The sequence below is a fragment of the Aureimonas altamirensis genome (genome assembly GCF_023702225.1).
GTDB lineage: Bacteria > Pseudomonadota > Alphaproteobacteria > Rhizobiales > Rhizobiaceae > Aureimonas > Aureimonas altamirensis_B.
Window position 1 is genome coordinate 1 of the sequence record NZ_JAMQCO010000008.1, and the last position, 17,659, is coordinate 17,659.

The 17,659-nt window shown below is 62.4% G+C and carries 20 protein-coding genes; 14 read left to right on the forward strand and 6 right to left on the reverse strand.

The features are described 5' to 3' along the window. The first annotated feature begins 26 nt into the window (after positions 1-26). Positions 27-1,691 (forward strand): protein-disulfide reductase DsbD, encoded by a 1,665-nt coding sequence (gene dsbD, locus NDN16_RS13795; RefSeq protein ID WP_251114165.1) that lies wholly within the window; start codon positions 27-29, stop codon positions 1,689-1,691. Between the two features lies 1 nt (position 1,692). Next, on the forward strand, positions 1,693-2,493 hold the full coding sequence (locus tag NDN16_RS13800) for a TlpA disulfide reductase family protein (protein WP_251114166.1): 801 nt from the start codon (positions 1,693-1,695) through the stop codon (positions 2,491-2,493). A gap of 131 nt (positions 2,494-2,624) precedes the next feature. Here NDN16_RS13800 and NDN16_RS13805 read toward each other — a convergent pair whose 3' ends face one another. Genes NDN16_RS13805 through NDN16_RS13815 form a run of 3 tightly spaced genes read right to left on the reverse strand, consistent with a single transcriptional unit; the run spans position 2,625 to position 4,212 of the window. After that, a complete protein-coding gene (locus NDN16_RS13805; protein WP_012092688.1) occupies positions 2,625-3,128 on the reverse strand; it encodes a DUF305 domain-containing protein in 504 nt (167 codons plus the stop codon). A 22-nt stretch (positions 3,129-3,150) separates the two neighbouring features. Beyond that, positions 3,151-3,918, reverse strand: coding sequence for a glutaredoxin family protein (locus tag NDN16_RS13810; protein ID WP_012092687.1), 768 nt, complete (start codon positions 3,916-3,918; stop codon positions 3,151-3,153). Between the two features lie 18 nt (positions 3,919-3,936). Next, positions 3,937-4,212, reverse strand: coding sequence for a metal-sensitive transcriptional regulator (locus NDN16_RS13815; RefSeq protein ID WP_028034411.1), 276 nt, complete (start codon positions 4,210-4,212; stop codon positions 3,937-3,939). A gap of 178 nt (positions 4,213-4,390) precedes the next feature. Between NDN16_RS13815 and NDN16_RS13820 the strand changes: the two genes are divergently transcribed. Beyond that, complete coding sequence (locus NDN16_RS13820; protein WP_156122387.1) at positions 4,391-4,567, forward strand: hypothetical protein; 177 nt, start codon at positions 4,391-4,393, stop codon at positions 4,565-4,567. Between the two features lie 104 nt (positions 4,568-4,671). Here NDN16_RS13820 and copM read toward each other — a convergent pair whose 3' ends face one another. Further along, complete coding sequence (copM, locus tag NDN16_RS13825; RefSeq protein ID WP_012092685.1) at positions 4,672-5,076, reverse strand: CopM family metallochaperone; 405 nt, start codon at positions 5,074-5,076, stop codon at positions 4,672-4,674. A 14-nt stretch (positions 5,077-5,090) separates the two neighbouring features. Then, entirely contained in the window at positions 5,091-5,285 is a 195-nt protein-coding gene (locus NDN16_RS13830; RefSeq protein ID WP_012092684.1) for a heavy-metal-associated domain-containing protein, read from the reverse strand. Positions 5,286-5,444: 159 nt separating this feature from the next. On the opposite strand from NDN16_RS13830, the gene NDN16_RS13835 reads away from it, so the two are divergent. From NDN16_RS13835 to NDN16_RS13855, 5 genes are read left to right on the forward strand one after another with little or no spacing between them, the layout of a single operon-like run. Further along, a complete protein-coding gene (locus tag NDN16_RS13835; RefSeq protein WP_028034409.1) occupies positions 5,445-8,003 on the forward strand; it encodes a heavy metal translocating P-type ATPase in 2,559 nt (852 codons plus the stop codon). Positions 8,004-8,055: 52 nt separating this feature from the next. Next, entirely contained in the window at positions 8,056-8,319 is a 264-nt protein-coding gene (locus NDN16_RS13840) for a glutaredoxin family protein (protein WP_012092682.1), read from the forward strand. 11 nt (positions 8,320-8,330) lie between these two features. Beyond that, positions 8,331-9,347 (forward strand): 2Fe-2S iron-sulfur cluster-binding protein, encoded by a 1,017-nt coding sequence (locus NDN16_RS13845; protein WP_012092681.1) that lies wholly within the window; start codon positions 8,331-8,333, stop codon positions 9,345-9,347. 20 nt (positions 9,348-9,367) lie between these two features. Further along, complete coding sequence (cueR, locus tag NDN16_RS13850; protein WP_012092680.1) at positions 9,368-9,883, forward strand: Cu(I)-responsive transcriptional regulator; 516 nt, start codon at positions 9,368-9,370, stop codon at positions 9,881-9,883. 2 nt (positions 9,884-9,885) lie between these two features. After that, positions 9,886-10,092 carry a hypothetical protein gene (locus NDN16_RS13855; RefSeq protein WP_028034408.1) on the forward strand — a complete coding sequence of 69 codons (207 nt, stop codon included), beginning with the start codon at positions 9,886-9,888 and terminating at the stop codon, positions 10,090-10,092. A 106-nt stretch (positions 10,093-10,198) separates the two neighbouring features. On the opposite strand, the gene NDN16_RS13860 is transcribed toward NDN16_RS13855, so the two are convergent. Further along, positions 10,199-10,660: a c-type cytochrome gene (locus tag NDN16_RS13860; protein ID WP_028034407.1), complete on the reverse strand. Its 462-nt coding sequence runs from the start codon at positions 10,658-10,660 to the stop codon at positions 10,199-10,201. Between NDN16_RS13860 and NDN16_RS13865 the strand changes: the two genes are divergently transcribed. The 6 genes from NDN16_RS13865 (at position 10,659) to NDN16_RS13890 (ending at position 17,623) form a co-directional block, all read left to right on the forward strand. Further along, positions 10,659-11,135, forward strand: coding sequence for a hypothetical protein (locus NDN16_RS13865; RefSeq protein WP_197057541.1), 477 nt, complete (start codon positions 10,659-10,661; stop codon positions 11,133-11,135). The genes NDN16_RS13860 and NDN16_RS13865 overlap by 2 nt on opposite strands. Before the next feature lie 118 nt (positions 11,136-11,253). After that, entirely contained in the window at positions 11,254-12,717 is a 1,464-nt protein-coding gene (locus tag NDN16_RS13870; protein ID WP_435301105.1) for a multicopper oxidase family protein, read from the forward strand. 63 nt (positions 12,718-12,780) lie between these two features. Continuing rightward, positions 12,781-13,752, forward strand: coding sequence for a cation diffusion facilitator family transporter (locus NDN16_RS13875; RefSeq protein WP_012092677.1), 972 nt, complete (start codon positions 12,781-12,783; stop codon positions 13,750-13,752). Between the two features lie 105 nt (positions 13,753-13,857). After that, positions 13,858-16,245: a heavy metal translocating P-type ATPase gene (locus tag NDN16_RS13880; protein WP_012092676.1), complete on the forward strand. Its 2,388-nt coding sequence runs from the start codon at positions 13,858-13,860 to the stop codon at positions 16,243-16,245. A 300-nt stretch (positions 16,246-16,545) separates the two neighbouring features. Beyond that, a complete protein-coding gene (locus NDN16_RS13885; protein WP_012092675.1) occupies positions 16,546-17,034 on the forward strand; it encodes a DUF411 domain-containing protein in 489 nt (162 codons plus the stop codon). Between the two features lie 178 nt (positions 17,035-17,212). Continuing rightward, positions 17,213-17,623 (forward strand): hypothetical protein, encoded by a 411-nt coding sequence (locus NDN16_RS13890; RefSeq protein ID WP_251114167.1) that lies wholly within the window; start codon positions 17,213-17,215, stop codon positions 17,621-17,623. Positions 17,624-17,659: the final 36 nt, after the last annotated feature.

Consider the following 17,659-nt stretch of genomic DNA (forward strand, 5'->3'; position numbering starts at 1 on the left):
TCAGGGGATAATCGCGCGCTCCGAAAATGTTTGCGACAGGCCCCTATTACCTCTATCGCGATCATCTGGAAGCGAAGGATGCCGCGACCGGCGAGCCGATCCCGCTGTCGACTGGACCGGGCGTCGTGGAGACAGAGGATGCCAACTTCGGTCCTTCGGAGGTCTATTATCTTGAAGCGGTGGCACGTCTCGGCACTGAAGCGCCCGGGCAGGTCGCAGTCACCTATCAGGGCTGCAAGAAGGATTCGATCTGCTATCCGCCGCTGACCCTGACGGTCAACACGGCAAACCTTCAGGTTTCCGAACCCGTTGTCGGCTTTGGCATAGGTCCAACTCCGGCCGCCCCTGCCGGAGGGACGGGAAACGGCGGCTTCAGCCTGGCTGAGGACACGCAGGACGGCGGCATGGTCGGCTCGCTTCTCGCCAGCGGCGGTGCGATCTGGGTGATCGTGAGTTTCCTCGCCTTCGGGCTGTTGCTCGCCTTCACGCCCTGCGTGCTGCCCATGTATCCGATCCTGAGCGCGACCCTGGCGCGCGAGGGCGAGGCATTGACGGCCCGGCGCGGCTTCATCCTGTCTTTGGCCTATGTGCTGGCAATGGCCGCAGCGTTTGGCCTGCTTGGCGTGGTTGCCGCGTGGTCCGGCCAAAACCTCCAGATGGTGCTGCAATCGCCCTACGCCATTGGCGCCGTCGCAGCGCTGTTCGTCGTGCTGGCGACGGCGATGTTCGGCCTGTTCGAACTGCAACTGCCGACCACCTGGGTCAGCCGGATGGCAGGGGTACAGGCCGGCACGCGCGGCTCGGTGGGCGGAGCCGCCGGAATGGGCTTCCTTTCCGCGCTGATCGTCGGTCCCTGCGTCACCGCGCCGCTCGCCGCGGCACTTCTCTATATCGCACATACGGGCGATGCCTGGATCGGCGCGAGTGCGCTGTTTGCCCTCGGGCTCGGCCAAGGCATTCCGCTGATCGCCTTTGGCACGATGGGGAGCCGCGCTCTGCCGCGTGCGGGGGCGTGGATGGTGCAGGTCAAATACGCGTTCGGCTTCGTCTTTCTCGGCGCGGCGATCTGGATGGTCTCCCGAATCCTGCCGCCGCAAGTGACGCTGGCGCTTTGGGCGGGCCTCCTCTTGATTGTTGCGGTCTTCATCGGCGTCGCTGATCGGCTCCTGGCCGATGCGGGTGCCTGGCCACGTTTCCGCAAAGCCGCCGGACTTGGGGTTTCCCTCGGCGGCGTCATCCTGGCGATCGGGGCGGCGTCGGGCGGGACCGACCCGCTACGTCCGCTCGCCCACTTCGTCATGACCGGTTCGGGCCAGCAGATCGCCCAGTCCGAGATGACATTCATCGAGGCAAACTCGACGCCGCAGGTCGAGCAAGCGATTGCCTCTGCCAACGGACGTCCGACATTGGTCTATTTCACGGCCGACTGGTGCGTCATCTGCAAGACGATCGAACGCGACGTCTTTTCGAGCACGGAAATCGTTGCCGCACTGAACGACTTCCAGCGTGTCAAGGTGGATCTGACCGGACTGGATGAGGCCAGTCAGGGTCTGATGCGCGATCTTGCTGTGGTCGGCCCACCGACCATGATCTTCTTCAACCGAAATGCCTCGGAGGCAAACGGCTCCCGCCTCATCGGCGATGTGACAACCGATACGTTGCTGACATCGGTCTCTCAGGCGAGGCAGTGAGATGAACGCAGTCGCCATCGGGCCTTTCGTCTTCGCACCCGACCGCTTCGCCGCGATCCTCGCCATCGCCGCCTTTCTCCTGCTGAGCGAGATCCTCGCCCGCAAGGTCGATCAGCGCTTTTCGTCCTGGGCCTGGGGCGCGACCGTCGCTTTCGTGGTCGGCGCGCGCGTCGGGCACGTCATCCAGCACGCGAGCAGTTTCCTCGCCGAGCCGCTGCGCGTATTCTACATGTGGCAGGGCGGCTTCATGATCGAAGCCGGCATTGCGCTGGCGTTCGCCTACACGTTCTTTCGCTTCCGGCGCGAATTGCGGCTCACATTGTGGACGGCCCTGCCGAGCGCCGCTGCGGCCTATGTCGCGTTCTTCGTACTGCAGCTCAGCGCCGGCGTGCCGGCGACACCGCTGCCGACCGGAGACATCTACCGCACGCTGGCCGGAGAACGGTTCAATCCAAATGAACTCGAAGGTCAACCTGTGGTCATCAACCTGTGGGCGACGTGGTGCCCGCCCTGCCGCCGTGAAATGCCGATGATGGCGGACGTTGCCGCAAATACGGACGCTGCCGAACTTGTCTTCGTCAACCAAGGTGAAGGCCAGGAGATCATTCAGCGCTACCTCACAGCCGAGAATCTTGAGCTTGAGCATGTGGTGCTCGACGGACTCGGTGAGTTCGGTCGTCATTACGAGGTACCGGGCCTGCCGGCTACGTTGTTCCTCAAGAGCGACGGGACGCTGCAATCGGTACACATGGGCGAGATCTCAAGAGAAGCCCTCGTGAGCGGCATTCAAGGTCTCGAATAGCCGCCGCAGGTCCGGCACGGCTGGCTTTTGCTGACGACCGTGACGAAGCTGCGACCATCCTCATGATGTTTTGTCATGCAATCCTCATTGAGCCTGCCATTCTCGGACGCTATTGGGCAAGGCAACAGGTCTTAGGGCCTTTGATCGAGACGAGCCTTAATTGTCTCCATCTGCTCGATCTCGCTGCGCTGGGCTGCGATGATTTCTTCGCAAAGCGTCAGCAATTCAGCATCGCGCAGGTCTGCTTCCCGGCACATGAGGATCGCGCCCGAGTGGTGCGGGATCATCGAATCGATGAACTGCCCGTCACCGATCAGGGTTTGGCTTCGTGTGGCTGCGAATGAGGCGATCGTCAAGACGAGGAAGACGGCGTAGAGGGTGATATTGAGCCCTTTTCGCGGAAACATGCCGGGCATCGTTGCCAGCATGAAGATGCCCATCGGCGCCCACATGGTCACGGCCATGTAGAACATGTTGAGATTGTTTCGGAAATCTTGAAATCCGTCGATCATCGAGAACATGACGACGTACATGACGATCAGGCCGAGCGCCATGTTGATCCAGAACATCAGGTAGGGACGTCCTTCGCCGTGATCGGCGTGTTCGTGCTTGCCATTATGGGACGATTGGGTCATCTCGTGGCTCCTTGGTTTTCGCTTAATGTCCGAGACCGATGCCCATGGGCTTGAGTAGCATCCAGATCGCCATTCCGACCATCATCAGGTTCTCCGTCAGCGAGACGAAGCCGAGCGGAACGTTGCTGTCACCGCCAACGCAGGCGCATTTGAGTTCGCGCTTGTCGATATAGACCGCCTTGAAGACCGATACGGCTCCGACAGTGCCGATGAAGAGGGCAACGGGGATCGACAGCCACATCAGCGCGCCGGCCATCATCAGGATGCCCGCCAGCGCTTCGGCGAACGGATAGACGTAGGAGTAGCGCACCCAGCGCTGGGCGAACAGATCGTAGTTGAGGAACATGGTAGCGAAGCTTTCCACGTCCTTGAGCTTCTGCAGGGCGAGCAGACACATGGCGATGGCAATGAACCATTCTGCCGCCGCAACGGTCGCAAGGGTACCGAACGCGGCCCAACTCGTCGCTAGCGCCATCAACGCAGCCATCGCGAACAACGCGATCACCGGCGTATAGGTGGTGGCGTCCTTGTCCTTTACCTCCTTGCCGAAGAAGGCGAGAAGATCGTCGTAGCCGCCGATGCGATTGCCGCCGATAAAGGTCTGCGGTGTGGTGTCGACGCCGTGCGTTTTCTTGAAAGCATCGATCTCGGCGCGCGACGTCAGCTCATGATCGTTGACCTCGTAGCCCTGCCGTTTCAGGAGGTCGAGCGATTTGAGACCGTAGGGACAGGTATGTTCGTGGGTCACCATCCTGTGCAGGTCGGCGCGTTTTGCGGTGGAAGTGGCCATGTCGTCAGTCCTTCGATTTCAGAGTTTTGCTTTTGCGAACACCTCGACCAACTCGCTGAATTTGCGGCGTTGCGCGTCCGCATCACCTGCCGCTATCGCTTCCTCGACACAGCAAGCGGCGTGGGTCTTGAGGATTTCGGTCTCGACCTTGGCCAGCGCCGCCTTGATGGCGTGGATCTGATGCAGGATATCGATGCAGTAACGGTCATCGGCCACCATCTGGCTGACCCCTCGCACCTGTCCTTCGATTCGCTTGAGCCTCGCGCGGAGGGCTTTGTTGTCCTTCTGGCACATGGCCGTAAAATACCCCGTATGGGTATATTTAAGGTTCGAGAGCCATCTTGGTTCCCTCCGATCAAAAAATCTCGCCGGCGCTTTCTGTCTGCTTTGCACCATTGTCGCGATCATCAGTGGGGTTGACCTTCCAATGGTTGGAACCCTCATCTTGGAGGGCCAAACGAAGGAGATGGACATGAAGATCAGAGCCGAGAATCTGATCGCCGCAGTTGGAGAGCTTCGGGTCGGGTTGCTTGCGGTCAGGGATCTGGCCGATACGCTGTTATCCCTGGTCGAGGCCCGCGGACGCATCACCATTTTCGAAACAGGGTTCCAGACGTGGTTCAGCGTCCACGCGAGCCGTTTGCCTTGACCGAAGGCGCACCGATGGGGCGCTTGTCGCCTTCGCGGTGGCAACCGTCCTCGTGCTGATGACCGGCAAAGGAAAAGGGCGGAATTGATCCGCCCTTCACCGTCTCATTGGCTGCGCTTGGCCAGCCATTCCTGCATCTGCGCGATTTCCGCCTCCTGGGCGGAGATGACCTCCTCAGCAAGTGCTCGCACCTCGGGGTCTGATCCGTGTTCGAGAACGACACGAGCCATGTCGATGGCGCCCTGGTGATGGGGGATCATGCCGCGCATGAAATCCTCATCCGCATCGCCCGTAAACTCGATCGCCATATCGGCATGCATCTTGTCGTTGACTTGCTGGTAGGCGCGAATGACAGGGTTATCCGAAGGCGCGGTGGCGCCGTGTCCGGCATGTTCGCCGTGATTCATGGTCGCTCCTTGGCCTTGCTCGTCCATCTGAGACTGTGCGTAGGCGAGTCCGCCAGCAATGACGAACGCGCCGGCAATGAAGATCGGGGTGAGCTTGTTCATGACACAGCTCCTGGTCAGTTTACAGTTGCAGGATAGCCGGCTTCTTCGAGAACCTGCTGAATAGCCCCCGCACTAGCAGTCGTCTCAACCTTGACCGCCCGCGCCTCCGGATTCGTCTCCACCCTGGCGGTGGGGTCGACTGACTGGATCGCCTTGGTGACGGATTTTGCGCAGCCACCGCAGGTCATGTTCTCGATTCTGAGTTCCATGAGAATTCTCCTTGTTTGGTCTCACGTTGCCAAATGTGGGGCTTCCAACCATGGGAAGGTCAATGGCGATTTTTCTCTGTTTGTCCTCTTGACCTTCCCATGGTTGGAAATCCCATCTTCTGTCCGAACTGGAATTTCGGGACAAAAAAGGAGGCGGCTATGAATGCCCCCGTTCGAGCAACAGACCTGTCTGGAACGATATCACTCCCCATTGAGGGGATGACCTGTGCATCCTGCGTAGGTCGTGTCGAAAGAGCCCTCAAGGCCGTGCCTGGCGTCGCCGATGCGGTCGTCAATCTGGCGACCGAAAAGGCGAGCATCACCACGAACGCTGCGGTCGATCCTGCCACTCTCGTCAAGGCCGTGGAGGATGTAGGCTATGAGGTTGCGGCAAGCTTCTCCGCGCCGACGGCAGCCTCGCTTGAAGTGGCGATCGAGGGCATGACCTGCGCATCCTGCGTGGGACGCGTCGAAAAGGCGCTCAAGGCCGTACCCGGCGTCACTAATGCCGTCGTCAACCTCGCGACCGAGAAGGCCACGATCCAGGGCAGCGCCGATGCGGCGGCTTTGGTGGCTGCCATCGAGGGCGCGGGATACGACGCCAGGGTGATCGCCACGGCGGCAGGAACCAGCCAGGGCGAGACGGATGATCGTACCGAAAAGAAGGAAGCGGAACGTCGTGAACTGACCCGCGATTTCACCATCGCGGCGGTGCTGACGGTGCCTGTCTTCATCCTGGAGATGGGCTCACACGTCATTCCGGGCATGCATGACCTGATCGCTTCAACCATCGGCATGCAGACGAACTGGTATATCCAGTTCGTGTTGACGACCATCGTCCTGTTCGTTCCGGGTATCCGCTTTTACGACAAGGGGCTGCCCGCCCTGTGGCGGCTCGCCCCCGACATGAACTCGCTGGTCGCGGTCGGCACGCTCGCCGCCTATGGCTATTCGCTGGTCGCGACCTTCGCGCCCGGTTTCCTGCCTGCCGGAACGGTGAACGTCTATTTCGAGGCTGCCGCCGTCATCGTGACGCTGATCCTGCTCGGCCGTTTGCTGGAGGCTCGTGCCAAGGGACGCACCTCCGAGGCGATCAAGCGTCTCGTCGGCCTTCAGGCCAAGATGGCGCGCGTGCGCAGGGACGGCAAGACGATCGAACTGCCGATCGACGCCGTGCTGTCGGGAGACATCGTCGAGGTTCGTCCCGGCGATCGCATCCCGGTGGATGGCGAGGTCATCGAAGGCCAGAGCTATGTCGACGAATCGATGATCACGGGCGAACCGATCCCGGTGTCCAAAACGAATGGCAGCGAGGTCGTGGCCGGAACGGTGAACCAGAAGGGCGCCTTTGCCATCCGTGCGACGGCGGTCGGCGGCAACACGGTGCTGTCGCAGATCATCCGCATGGTCGAGGAAGCGCAAGGCTCAAAGCTACCGATCCAGGCGCTGGTCGACAAGGTCACGATGTATTTTGTGCCGGCGGTGTTTGCGGTAGCGATCCTCACCTTCGCCGCATGGATGTGGTTCGGCCCGTCGCCCGCGCTGACCTTCGCTCTGGTCAATGCCGTCGCCGTCCTGATCATCGCCTGCCCCTGCGCCATGGGTCTGGCGACGCCGACCTCGATCATGGTGGGCACGGGCCGCGGTGCGGAACTGGGCGTGCTCTTCCGCAAGGGCGAAGCGTTGCAGCTGCTCAAGGACGCCAGGGTCGTCGCCGTCGACAAGACGGGCACACTGACCGAAGGCAAGCCTGCGCTCACCGATCTGGAACTGGCCATCGGATTCAACCGGGCAAATGTCCTCGGTTTGGTTGCGGCCGTCGAAGCGAAGTCGGAGCATCCGATCGCCCGTGCGATCGTGGATGCGGCCGCCGGGGAGGACATCCCGCTGCCGGCCGTGTCGGACTTCGAGTCGGTGACGGGTTTCGGCGTCAAGGCCATGGTCGGCGGCAGCCAAGTCGAGATTGGCGCTGACCGCTACATGGCAGACCTCGGCCACGACGTAGCTGCCTTCGCCAAGATTGCCGAACGTCTCGGCAATGAGGGCAAGTCACCGCTCTATGCCGCCATCGACGGCAAGCTCGCGGCGATTATCGCCGTGGCCGATCCGATCAAGGAGACGACGCCCGCAGCGATCAAGGCGCTGCACGATCTCGGCCTCAAGGTCGCGATGATCACCGGCGACAATGCCCGCACGGCAAAAGCCATCGCGGCTCGGCTGGGGATCGACGAGGTGGTGGCGGAAGTGCTGCCGGACGGCAAGGTCGACGCTGTACGCCGCCTCAAAGCCCAGCATGGCAAGGTCGCTTTCGTCGGCGATGGCATCAACGACGCTCCGGCGCTGGCCGAAGCGGATGTGGGCCTTGCCATCGGCACGGGTACGGACATTGCCATCGAGGCAGCCGACGTGGTGCTGATGTCGGGCAGCCTGCAAGGCGTGCCGAACGCGATCGCACTGTCCAAGGCGACGATCGGCAACATCCGGCAGAACCTGTTCTGGGCCTTTGCCTACAACACGGCTCTGATCCCCGTTGCCGCCGGTCTGCTCTATCCGGCCTACGGCATCCTGCTGTCGCCGGTCTTTGCCGCCGGCGCGATGGCCCTGTCGAGCGTCTTCGTCCTCGGCAACGCGCTGAGGCTCAAGACCTTCCGCGCGCCCGCGCAGGCGGAAAGCGGCGCAGTCCGGCCCCGTCAGCCTGAACTTGCGCCTGCGGAATGAGAAACAGGCGAGCCTGCTTCGGCAGGCTCGCCACATGTAAAGGAATGAAGCGATGACCAATACGGGAACTCCGTCAGTGGTGCTGTATACCACGCCAACCTGCCCCGATTGCCATGCCGTCAAGCGATGGCTTGCTGACCAGGGTGTCCCATTCGAAGAGCGTGACCTGTCAGATCCGCAGATCGCCGAAGAGGCGAAAGCGCGGACCGGCGTGCGCGTTGCCCCGATCACGATTGTCAACGAACAGGTCTTCTATGGCACCTTTGCTGACCAGAAACCTCGTCTGGCGGAAGCCCTGTCATCGGGCGCCGCCTGAGGGAGATTGTCATGGGAAGACAAATCGAAATTCGGCAGGCGGGGCGCATCATCGACGTGCCGGATGGCCGAACCATTCTGGAGAGAGCGCTAGAAGAAGGGATCGCATATCCTCATGGATGCCGTTCGGGCCGCTGCGGCTCGTGCAAGTCCCGACTGGTCAGCGGCGAGGTCGATCTTCTGCCGCACACGCGCTTTGCCCTGACGGACGATGAGCGGTCTCAGGGACTGATCCTTGCATGCCGCGCGCAGCCGCTCACGGATTGCACGGTCGCATGGCTCGATGAGGAGGAAGAACAGCTTGATCTTCCCGTCCGCACCTATCGCACGCGGGTTGTCGCGATCGATGACGCAACCCACGACATCCGGCAAATCAGGCTGGAGGTCGAAACGGGAGAGGCCGTCGCGTTCAAGGCGGGCCAGTATGCGCAGGTGACGTTCGATGGCGTTCCGGCGCGCGACTATTCGATGGCGAACCAGCCGGGTCGAGACCATCTCGAATTCCACATCAGGCATGTGCCCGGTGGAGCGACGAGCGAACACGTCGCCAGGTCACTCAAGGTCGGCGACGAGGTTTCGGTTCGCGGGCCGCTCGGCAGTTCGTTTCTGCGCGAACAGCATACGGGTCCAATTCTGGCGGTCGCCGGCGGATCGGGACTGGCGCCGATCAAGTCGATTGTCGAAACGGCGCTGGCAAGCGGCCTGCGGCAGCCGATCCATCTCTATTTCGGGGCACGGACGGAACGTGATCTCTATCTCGTCGATCATTTCAGTCTTCTGGCGAGCACCTACGACAACCTCACCTTCATGCCCGTGCTTTCGGAGGTGAGCCGATCCGATCACTTCCGAACCGGCCTGGTAACGGATGCGATCGTGAGTGACGTGCAGGACCTCAATGGCTGGAAGGCATATATGGCCGGACCGCCTGCCATGATCGATGCTTCCGGCATCATGCTTCGCGAACTGGGCTTGCGCGGCGAGGACATACATGCGGACGTGTTTTTTACGCCCGAAGAAGCGCCTACATAAGTCGAAGAAAGGAACCAGCGATGAACATCGGTAAAGCAGCGGCGGCATCAGGCGTCTCGGCGAAGATGATCCGCTACTACGAATCGATCGGATTGATCGCGGAAGCGTCGCGGACGGATAGCGGATACCGGGATTACTCCGATAAGGACGTGCATACGTTGCGTTTTATCAGGCGTGCGCGCGATCTCGGTTTCTCGGTCGAGAAAATGACGGAACTGCTTGCGCTCTGGCGAGACCGAGACCGGGCGAGCGCGGACGTCAAGCGCGTGGCGCTCGAGCATGTCGAAGAACTTGAACGGAAGGCGCGTGAACTCAGGGAGATGAGCATGACGCTCAAGCACCTTGCCGAGAACTGCCGGGGCAATGCCCGGCCGGACTGCCCGATCATCGATGAGTTGGCGACGACTGATGACCCTGAGACCAGCCCCACACACACCCGCGATCGTTCCGGCGCGACAGGGAACAGGTTCGAGCACACGAGGCCCGTCGTGTCGGCGAAGGCGGAAAGAAGCGGTCACGGTGCCAGGGAGCAATAGCCATGACGCTTGCCGGCGAAATCCTGCACCTGTTCAAACGGGCATGTTCGGACGGCGACATGGAAGTTGCCGAGAAGCTATTGCAGGCTCTTGAACTGATTGATGCGCGAGGGCTCGGCGTCGCAGCTTCGCACAAGCCGTTGTCTCAAGCTTATCTGGCTATCGGAGAACTTCCTGTGCCTCCGAAAAAATGTCAGCGGCATCACTAGGACATCATCCGTTCAATGAGGCCCAAGGATGGATGAGCCGGAAACGGGACGGGTCAATGCCGACTTCGCAGGTCAACAACTGCCCGCGTAGGCGGGACTCCGAAACTCAGCGGCGGCGGGAGACCTCCTCCTGATATCCGCGCTCTCGTTCCGGCCAAGTACTCTTAATAAAAGCGAGGACAGCCCGGATCTCGCCGTCGCTCAGGGCATCGGCAAAACCAGGCATGTCGCTCTCATAGCTCCCTCCGACGATGGCCGCTGTACCCTCCTTGACGATGCGGAACAGCATCTCATCGGCATGGTGCCAGGTGTGGCCGCTCTCGTCGTGCGGCGGTGCGGGCAGCCGACCGGAGGGAGGCGGCGAGCGCCAGTCCGGCTGCCCTTCGAGATTCGCACCGTGGCAAGACGCGCATTGATCCGCATAGACTTGTCGGCCCTGCTCGACGACCTCCGCTGATGCCGCAGCGATGGATTCGGAACGGGCGTAATGCCACCCAGCCAATGTCGCCACGATCGCACCTGCGAGGAGCGACCCTGCCCAGAATGTATTTAGGAGCTTCTTTCGCATGGCACGCATGTTCAGTAACGAGGAATTGCAACGCACGAGATGGCAAGGAGGATTTGCCAGTGGTGCGACACCATTTGCAATAGACATTCCGGTGAGTAGTACCTATCGTTCCAGTATGTTTGCGCGCGTTGTCTCCATGCTTGCCATAATCGGCGTCGCCGTCATGACGATGGCATTCTCCGCGCACGCGGCACGAATGAGCATACCGCCGGAACAGGCTGTGCATGTGGGCGAGATTACAAACTCTGCAGCCGGCATTGAGCCTGCATGCACCAGCAAACACTGCGGATCGGCAGACATGGATGCGGGAACCTGTGAACTGGTTTGTGCAGGTTTTTCAATCTTTCTCGTATCACCGAGCGGTGGTTCTGGAAACCAATACACGTCAACCGCCTATGTTCTGCCGCCTGATGCCAGCATTCCCGGTCGGGCGCTCGGACTGAACGAACGCCCTCCGAAGATCCGTCTCCTCTGATCGCGCCCGGGCATTCGGCCCGCGGCCTTCCGACAGCTTTGAGGAACGGGACTGCGGTCCCGAGGAGACGACCATGAATACCCTTTCACGACGCGGCTTTCTCGCCGCTGGCGCGGCCATGCTGGCCTACGCTCAGGTGCCCCGGATGGCGGCAGCGCAGGACGCCACGCCGCTATCGCTTCGCGCCGCCAGCCGCACGCTCGACATCGACGGACGCGCCGCCACTGTCTGGGGCCTTGCCGGGCCATCCGGACAGGGCCTGACACTCGATCCCGGCATGCCGTTCCGGGTGGATCTAACGAACGAACTCGACACCGCCACACTGATCCACTGGCACGGCCAGATCCCGCCCAATGCGCAGGATGGCGTGCCCGACATGCCCTTGCCGATGCTCGCCCCCGGCGAGACTCGCGCCTATGACTTCGCACCGCTGCCCGGCACCTATTGGATGCACGCGCATGTTCCGCTGCACGAGATGCGCCTTCTGGCCGCGCCCCTGATCGTGCGCAGCGCCGAGGATGTCGCCGCTGACCGGCAGGAGGTGGTACTGTTTCTGCATGATTTCTCATTCAAGGCACCCGAAGAGGTGATGGCGGAGATCAAGTCCGGCCATGGTGCCACGGGCAATCACGGAAGCGGCACAGGCACAGGCACGGGCGGAATGTCAGGTATGAACCACGGCGCGATGGGAAACATGCCGATGACTGGCATGGATCACGGCGCCAAGGGCGGCATGATGGGAATGGGGACCATGGACGGCATGACGATGGACCTCAACGACTACGACTGGGACGCCTATCTTGCCAATGATCGTACGCTCTCGGACCCGGAAGTGGTGCAGGTCGAGCGCGGCGGGCGTATCCGCCTGCGGGTCATCAACGCCGCTGCGGCGACGGTGTTCTGGCTCGACACCGGCGAAGCGCAGGCCCGGCTCGTCGCGGTTGATGGCCATGCCGTTCAGCCGCTCTCCGGCACGAGGTTCGGTCTGGCCATGGGCCAACGGCTCGACCTTGAGATCGACCTGCCTTCGGAGGGCGGTGCCTGGCCGATCCTCGCGCTGCGAGAAGGCGCGCGGGAGCGCACCGGTCTGATCCTTGCCACTCCGGGCGCCGAGATACGGCACATTGATGCTTTGGCAGAGACCGAAGCACCGGCCTTTGACACCGACCTTGCGCAGGAGACGCGCCTGATCGCTTCCGAATCCTTGCCGGAGCGGCCGGTGGACCGCAGCCACATGGTGATGCTAGGCGGCTCGATGCAGCCCTATGTGTGGACGATCAACGGTGCCGTCTGGGGCCAGCATCGCCCGGTTACCGCGAGGCGCGGCGAACGGATCGTGCTGTCCTTCCACAATATGTCGATGATGGGTCACCCGATGCATCTCCACGGCCATGTGTTCCAGGTCGTCGGGCTGAATGGACGTGCGGTCACGGGCGCGCAGCGGGACACGGTGTATGTGCCGCCGATGTCGATGGTCGACGTGGCACTCGATGCCGGAGAAGCCGCGCGCTGGATGCTGCATTGCCATCACATGCCGCATCTTGAAACAGGCATGATGACCGAATTCGCGGTCAGCGCATAGGCAGCGTGCTGGCAGGAGGACGCCGGCACCGGCGTCCTCCTGTGCAACAAGGAGGTGAACCCTATGTCAATGTCTCACGGCGGTCATGCCGGCCACATGCCGGCGAGTGGTGATCGCAAAGCGCTCGTCATTTCGGGCTGGCTTACCGGCCTTTACTTCATCGTGGAACTCGGGATCGGCATCTGGACGGGCTCAGTCGCCGTCATGTCGGATGCCTTCCACACCTTCTCGGCCGTGGGCGGCGTGCTCATTGCGCTGGTCGCCATGCGTCTGGGTGAGCGAAAATCCAGCCCCTCGCGCACCTTCGGCTACATTCGGGCGGAGATCCTGGGGGCCCTCTTCAACGGCCTCTTCCTCGTCGCCATGGCTCTCTACGTGCTGTGGATGGGCGCGATGCGCCTCATGGAGCCCATCGAACTGGCCACGACGCCGATGTTGATCGCCGCAGCGGGCGGCATCGCCACCGAGCTTGTCGCGCTCTGGCTCATGTACGAGCGCCAGAAGGACAACCTGAATATGCGGGGTGCGTATTGGCACATCCTGCAGACCTTCGTCGGCAGCTTCCTCATCATCGTCTCGGCGCTGGTGATCCGATTCACGGGCTTTGTGGCCATCGATCCGCTGCTTGGCATGGCCTTCGGACTGCTGCTGCTCTGGGCTTCCTGGGGTATTATGCGCGAGGCATTGCACATCCTGCTGCAAGGCACGCCCGAAGACCTCGACTTGGAGGCCGCCATCGAGGCCATACGGCAGCTAGAGGGGGTTACCGACGTGCACCACGTCCATGCCTGGAGTCTGACATCCGGGCGCAATGTATTCTCAAGCCACGTCTGCGTTGGGGACTTTCAGGAAGGCGAACGGGTGCTGCGACAAGCAAGCAATCTCCTGCGCGAGCGTTTCAACATCTACTTCTCGACGTTGCAGATCGAGGAATACTGCCTCGACGGCGAGGACTCTGCGGCCGAGATTGACATCATGCAGTCTCAGACGGGGCAAGAACGGACCAGCATCGGAAAGATCCACGACAATCACTGATTGGCAGGAACCCCGGATTCCGATCACCTCTTGACCTTCCAACGGTTGGAAGGCGCAGAATAGGCGAAGAGCAAGCTTAGGATAAGACGCCGAGGAGGCGTGAAAATGGCCAGCAAGACCGAACACGATCACCAGAATCAGAGTCACGCTCATTCCGCCCAAGGTCATGCGCATGATCACGGGGCCGTCGCGCAGGACGACACGCACAAGGTCAAGGACCCGGTCTGCGGCATGATTGTCGATCCCCACACGGCCCAGCACAAGGCCGAGCATGCGGGCCGGCCCTATTATTTCTGCTCGGCCGGGTGCCGCGCGAAGTTCCTGGCCGAGCCCGAAAGCTATCTCGATCCGGCGGCGGCGGAGGTAGTACCGATTCTCGAGGGGACGGTCTATACCTGCCCGATGCATCCTGAGATCCGGCAGGACGGCCCCGGATCATGCCCGATCTGCGGCATGGCGCTGGAGCCGGTACTGGTCAGCCTTGAGGCCGAGCCCAATGTCGAACTGATCGACATGACACGCCGCTTCTGGATCGGCCTCGTTCTGGCGATCCCGGTGTTCATTCTCGAGATGGGCGGGCATCTGTTCGGGCTGACTCATGCCATCGGGCAGCAGGTCTCGAACTGGCTGCAACTGATCCTCGCAACGCCGGTCGTTCTCTGGGCGGGCTGGCCGTTCTTCCAGCGTGGCTGGCAGTCGCTCGTCAACCGCAGCCTCAACATGTTTACACTGATCGCCATGGGCACGGGAACGGCGTGGATATACAGCGTCGTCGCCACGCTGGCGCCGGGCATCTTCCCAGATGCATTCCGCCAGCATGACGGCTCGGTCGCGGTCTATTTCGAGGCGGCCGCGGTCATCACTGTGCTCGTGCTGCTCGGGCAGGTGTTGGAATTGCGGGCGCGCGAGAGCACCAGCGGCGCGATCCGGGCGCTGCTCGACCTCGCCCCCAAGACCGCCCGGATCATTCGTGACGACGGCACCGAGGAGGAGGTTCAACTCGACACCGTTCGGGTCGGCGACCGCCTGCGGGTGCGTCCCGGCGAGAAGGTGCCGGTCGATGGCGAAGTTCTGGAAGGACGCAGCGCCGTCGATGAATCGATGGTGACTGGCGAGTCGATGCCGGTCACCAAGGAGGTCGGCGCCACCGCCATCGGCGGCACCATGAACCAGTCCGGCGCGCTGGTGATCGAGGCGAAGAAGGTCGGCCGCGACACCATGCTGTCGCAGATCGTCCAGCTCGTCGCCGAGGCGCAGCGTAGTCGCGCGCCGATCCAGCGCCTCGCCGATCAGGTGTCGGGCTGGTTCGTGCCGGCGGTGATCGTGGTCGCAATCCTTGCCTTCATAACCTGGTCGATCTGGGGTCCGGAGCCGCGCTTCTCCTTCGGTCTGATCGCGGCGGTTTCCGTGCTGATCATCGCCTGTCCCTGTGCGCTCGGGCTGGCAACGCCGATGTCGATCATGGTCGGCGTCGGGCGTGGCGCACAGGCGGGCGTGCTGATCAAGAACGCCGAGGCGCTGGAGCATATGGAGAAGGTCGATACCATCATAGTCGACAAGACCGGTACGCTGACCGAGGGACGACCCGCCGTCACCGCAATCGTGCCGGCGCCGGGGTTCACCGAGGACGAGGCTTTGCGGCTTGCCGCCAGCGTGGAGCGGGCCAGCGAGCATCCGCTGGCGCTGGCCATCGTTCGCGCTGCCGAGGAGCGGGGGATCGTGACCGCACCGGTCGCGGATTTCGACTCGCCGACCGGCAAAGGCGCCTACGGCACGGTCGAAGGCAAGCGCATTCCCCTTGGAAATGCCAAGTTCCTAGCCGAGCAAGGCGTTGATGTCGCCCCACTGGCGGATGAGGCCGACCGGCTGCGCGAGGACGGGGCAACCGCGATCTTCATGGGAGTGGACAACCGCATCGCTGCCATCTTCGCCATCGCCGATCCGGTCAAGCCCTCGACGCCCGAGGCGCTTGCCGCGCTGAAGGCGCAGGGAATCCGCGTTGTCATGCTTACGGGTGATAACTGGACCACGGCCAAGGCGGTCGCGCGCCGGCTCGGCATCGACGAGGTCGAGGCCGAGGTCCTGCCCGACCAGAAAAGCGCGGTCGTGCAGCGTCACAAGGCGGCAGGCGAGGTGGTGGCGATGGCAGGCGACGGCGTGAACGACGCACCGGCGCTGGCGGCGGCCGATGTGGGCATCGCCATGGGCACCGGTACCGATGTGGCAATGGAAAGCGCAGGCGTCACATTGCTCAAGGGCGATCTCACGGGCATCGTCCGCGCGCGCCGGCTCTCGGAGGCTGTCATGCGCAACATCCGCCAGAACCTATTCTTCGCCTTCATTTACAACGCGCTCGGCGTGCCGGTGGCGGCCGGGGTGCTCTACCCGTTCTTCGACATCCTGCTGTCGCCGATCATCGCGGCCGCCGCCATGGCGCTGTCGTCGGTGAGCGTCATCGCGAACGCCTCCCGGCTGCGGGTCACGAGATTGTAGGAGGCTGACGTGGGCGAAGGTCCTCCATCTGGAAAAATTGGTGACGATGGTGGCGCCAACAGCCCGGATACCGTCCCATCCTTGCGCTAAGTCAAAGTCTGCGGCGAAGGGGGCCGCTATGAGTATCTTTGCGACGGAAGGGCAGAACAGGCCATGATGCAATGTCATGATGTCGGGCGGGATGATGTGGGGCATCGTTCTTCTGGTGCTCGTGCTCCTTACCGCCGCCGCTTTGATCAAATACGTATTTTTCCGGTGATCCAGCTTTGACGAAGTTGCGGCCCAGATGGAGGAACTGAGATGCAAACCATCCATATGATCAGCAGGCGCTCCTTCCTCGCCAGCGCCACCGCGTTCCCCCTCCTGCTCTCAACGGCGGGAACGGTTCGCTCGGCAGGACTGCCTCTGGTGACCGTCACCAAGGATACGAATTGCGGGTGCTGCGGCGCATGGGTCGAGCATATCGAGGCGGCCGGCTTCCCGGTGAGCGTCGTGGAATCGAGCGAGGTCGAAAGCCTCAAGCAGCGGCTCGGCGTCCCGGCGGCGTTGTACTCCTGCCATACGGCCGAAGTGGACGGCTATGTCATCGAAGGACATGTGCCGGCCGCCGCGCTTCGCCGCCTCCTGGCCGCGCGCCCGCTCGCGACAGGGCTTGCGGTTCCCGGAATGCCCGCCGGCTCCCCCGGCATGGACTTTCCCGGCGTGGTCCCCGAGCCATACGAGGTGTTCCTGTTCGGCCCTTCCGTCCAGAAAACCTTCGGGCGTTTCCGCGGCGCGCGGGAGATCTGAGTGGAACGGTGCTCATGATCCATCCGGTCGCCATCAGTCCGATCCAGAACCGGGCCTGCGGGGCAGACCCTGCCTTTGTCAGGAGCTCTGGTTGCCTGGGCTCGGATACTGACGGCCGCAAGGATGTCATCTGGTGCGTGGCAACTCTCCATCCCGACCTCGACAAAGAAGCCAAGCCATGAGCAGGAGCTCGACTGCGGCTTTCGGATCGAAAGGCGACTGGCTCCGCCAGTTCCTGACAGGCCTGCTGCTGCTTGCGTTCAGCGCTTTTGTTTTCCTGGCAGCGGCGCATGCCAGCCCGGGCACACGCGGCTCGTATCAGGATCAGACCGTTGCGGGTGCACAGCATGAGGCCCATTCGAATTACTCCGACGACCGAAGCAAGGCTGCGGACGAACGATGCTGTCACACTGAAACGGCGCCGGACCGCGATTGCGGCCAGCTCTGCACCATTGTTGCCCTGCTACCCGAGGCGCCGCCTGTGATGCCATCCTCGGACGGCGAGCCATTGCTCGGTTTCCAGGCCAGCGATCTGGGCCGAAATCCTTCAGTCCTCCTGACACCACCGCGTCTGACCGCCCCTGCGTAGTGAACGCATCGGCCGGGAGGTGTTCTTCTCGGCACT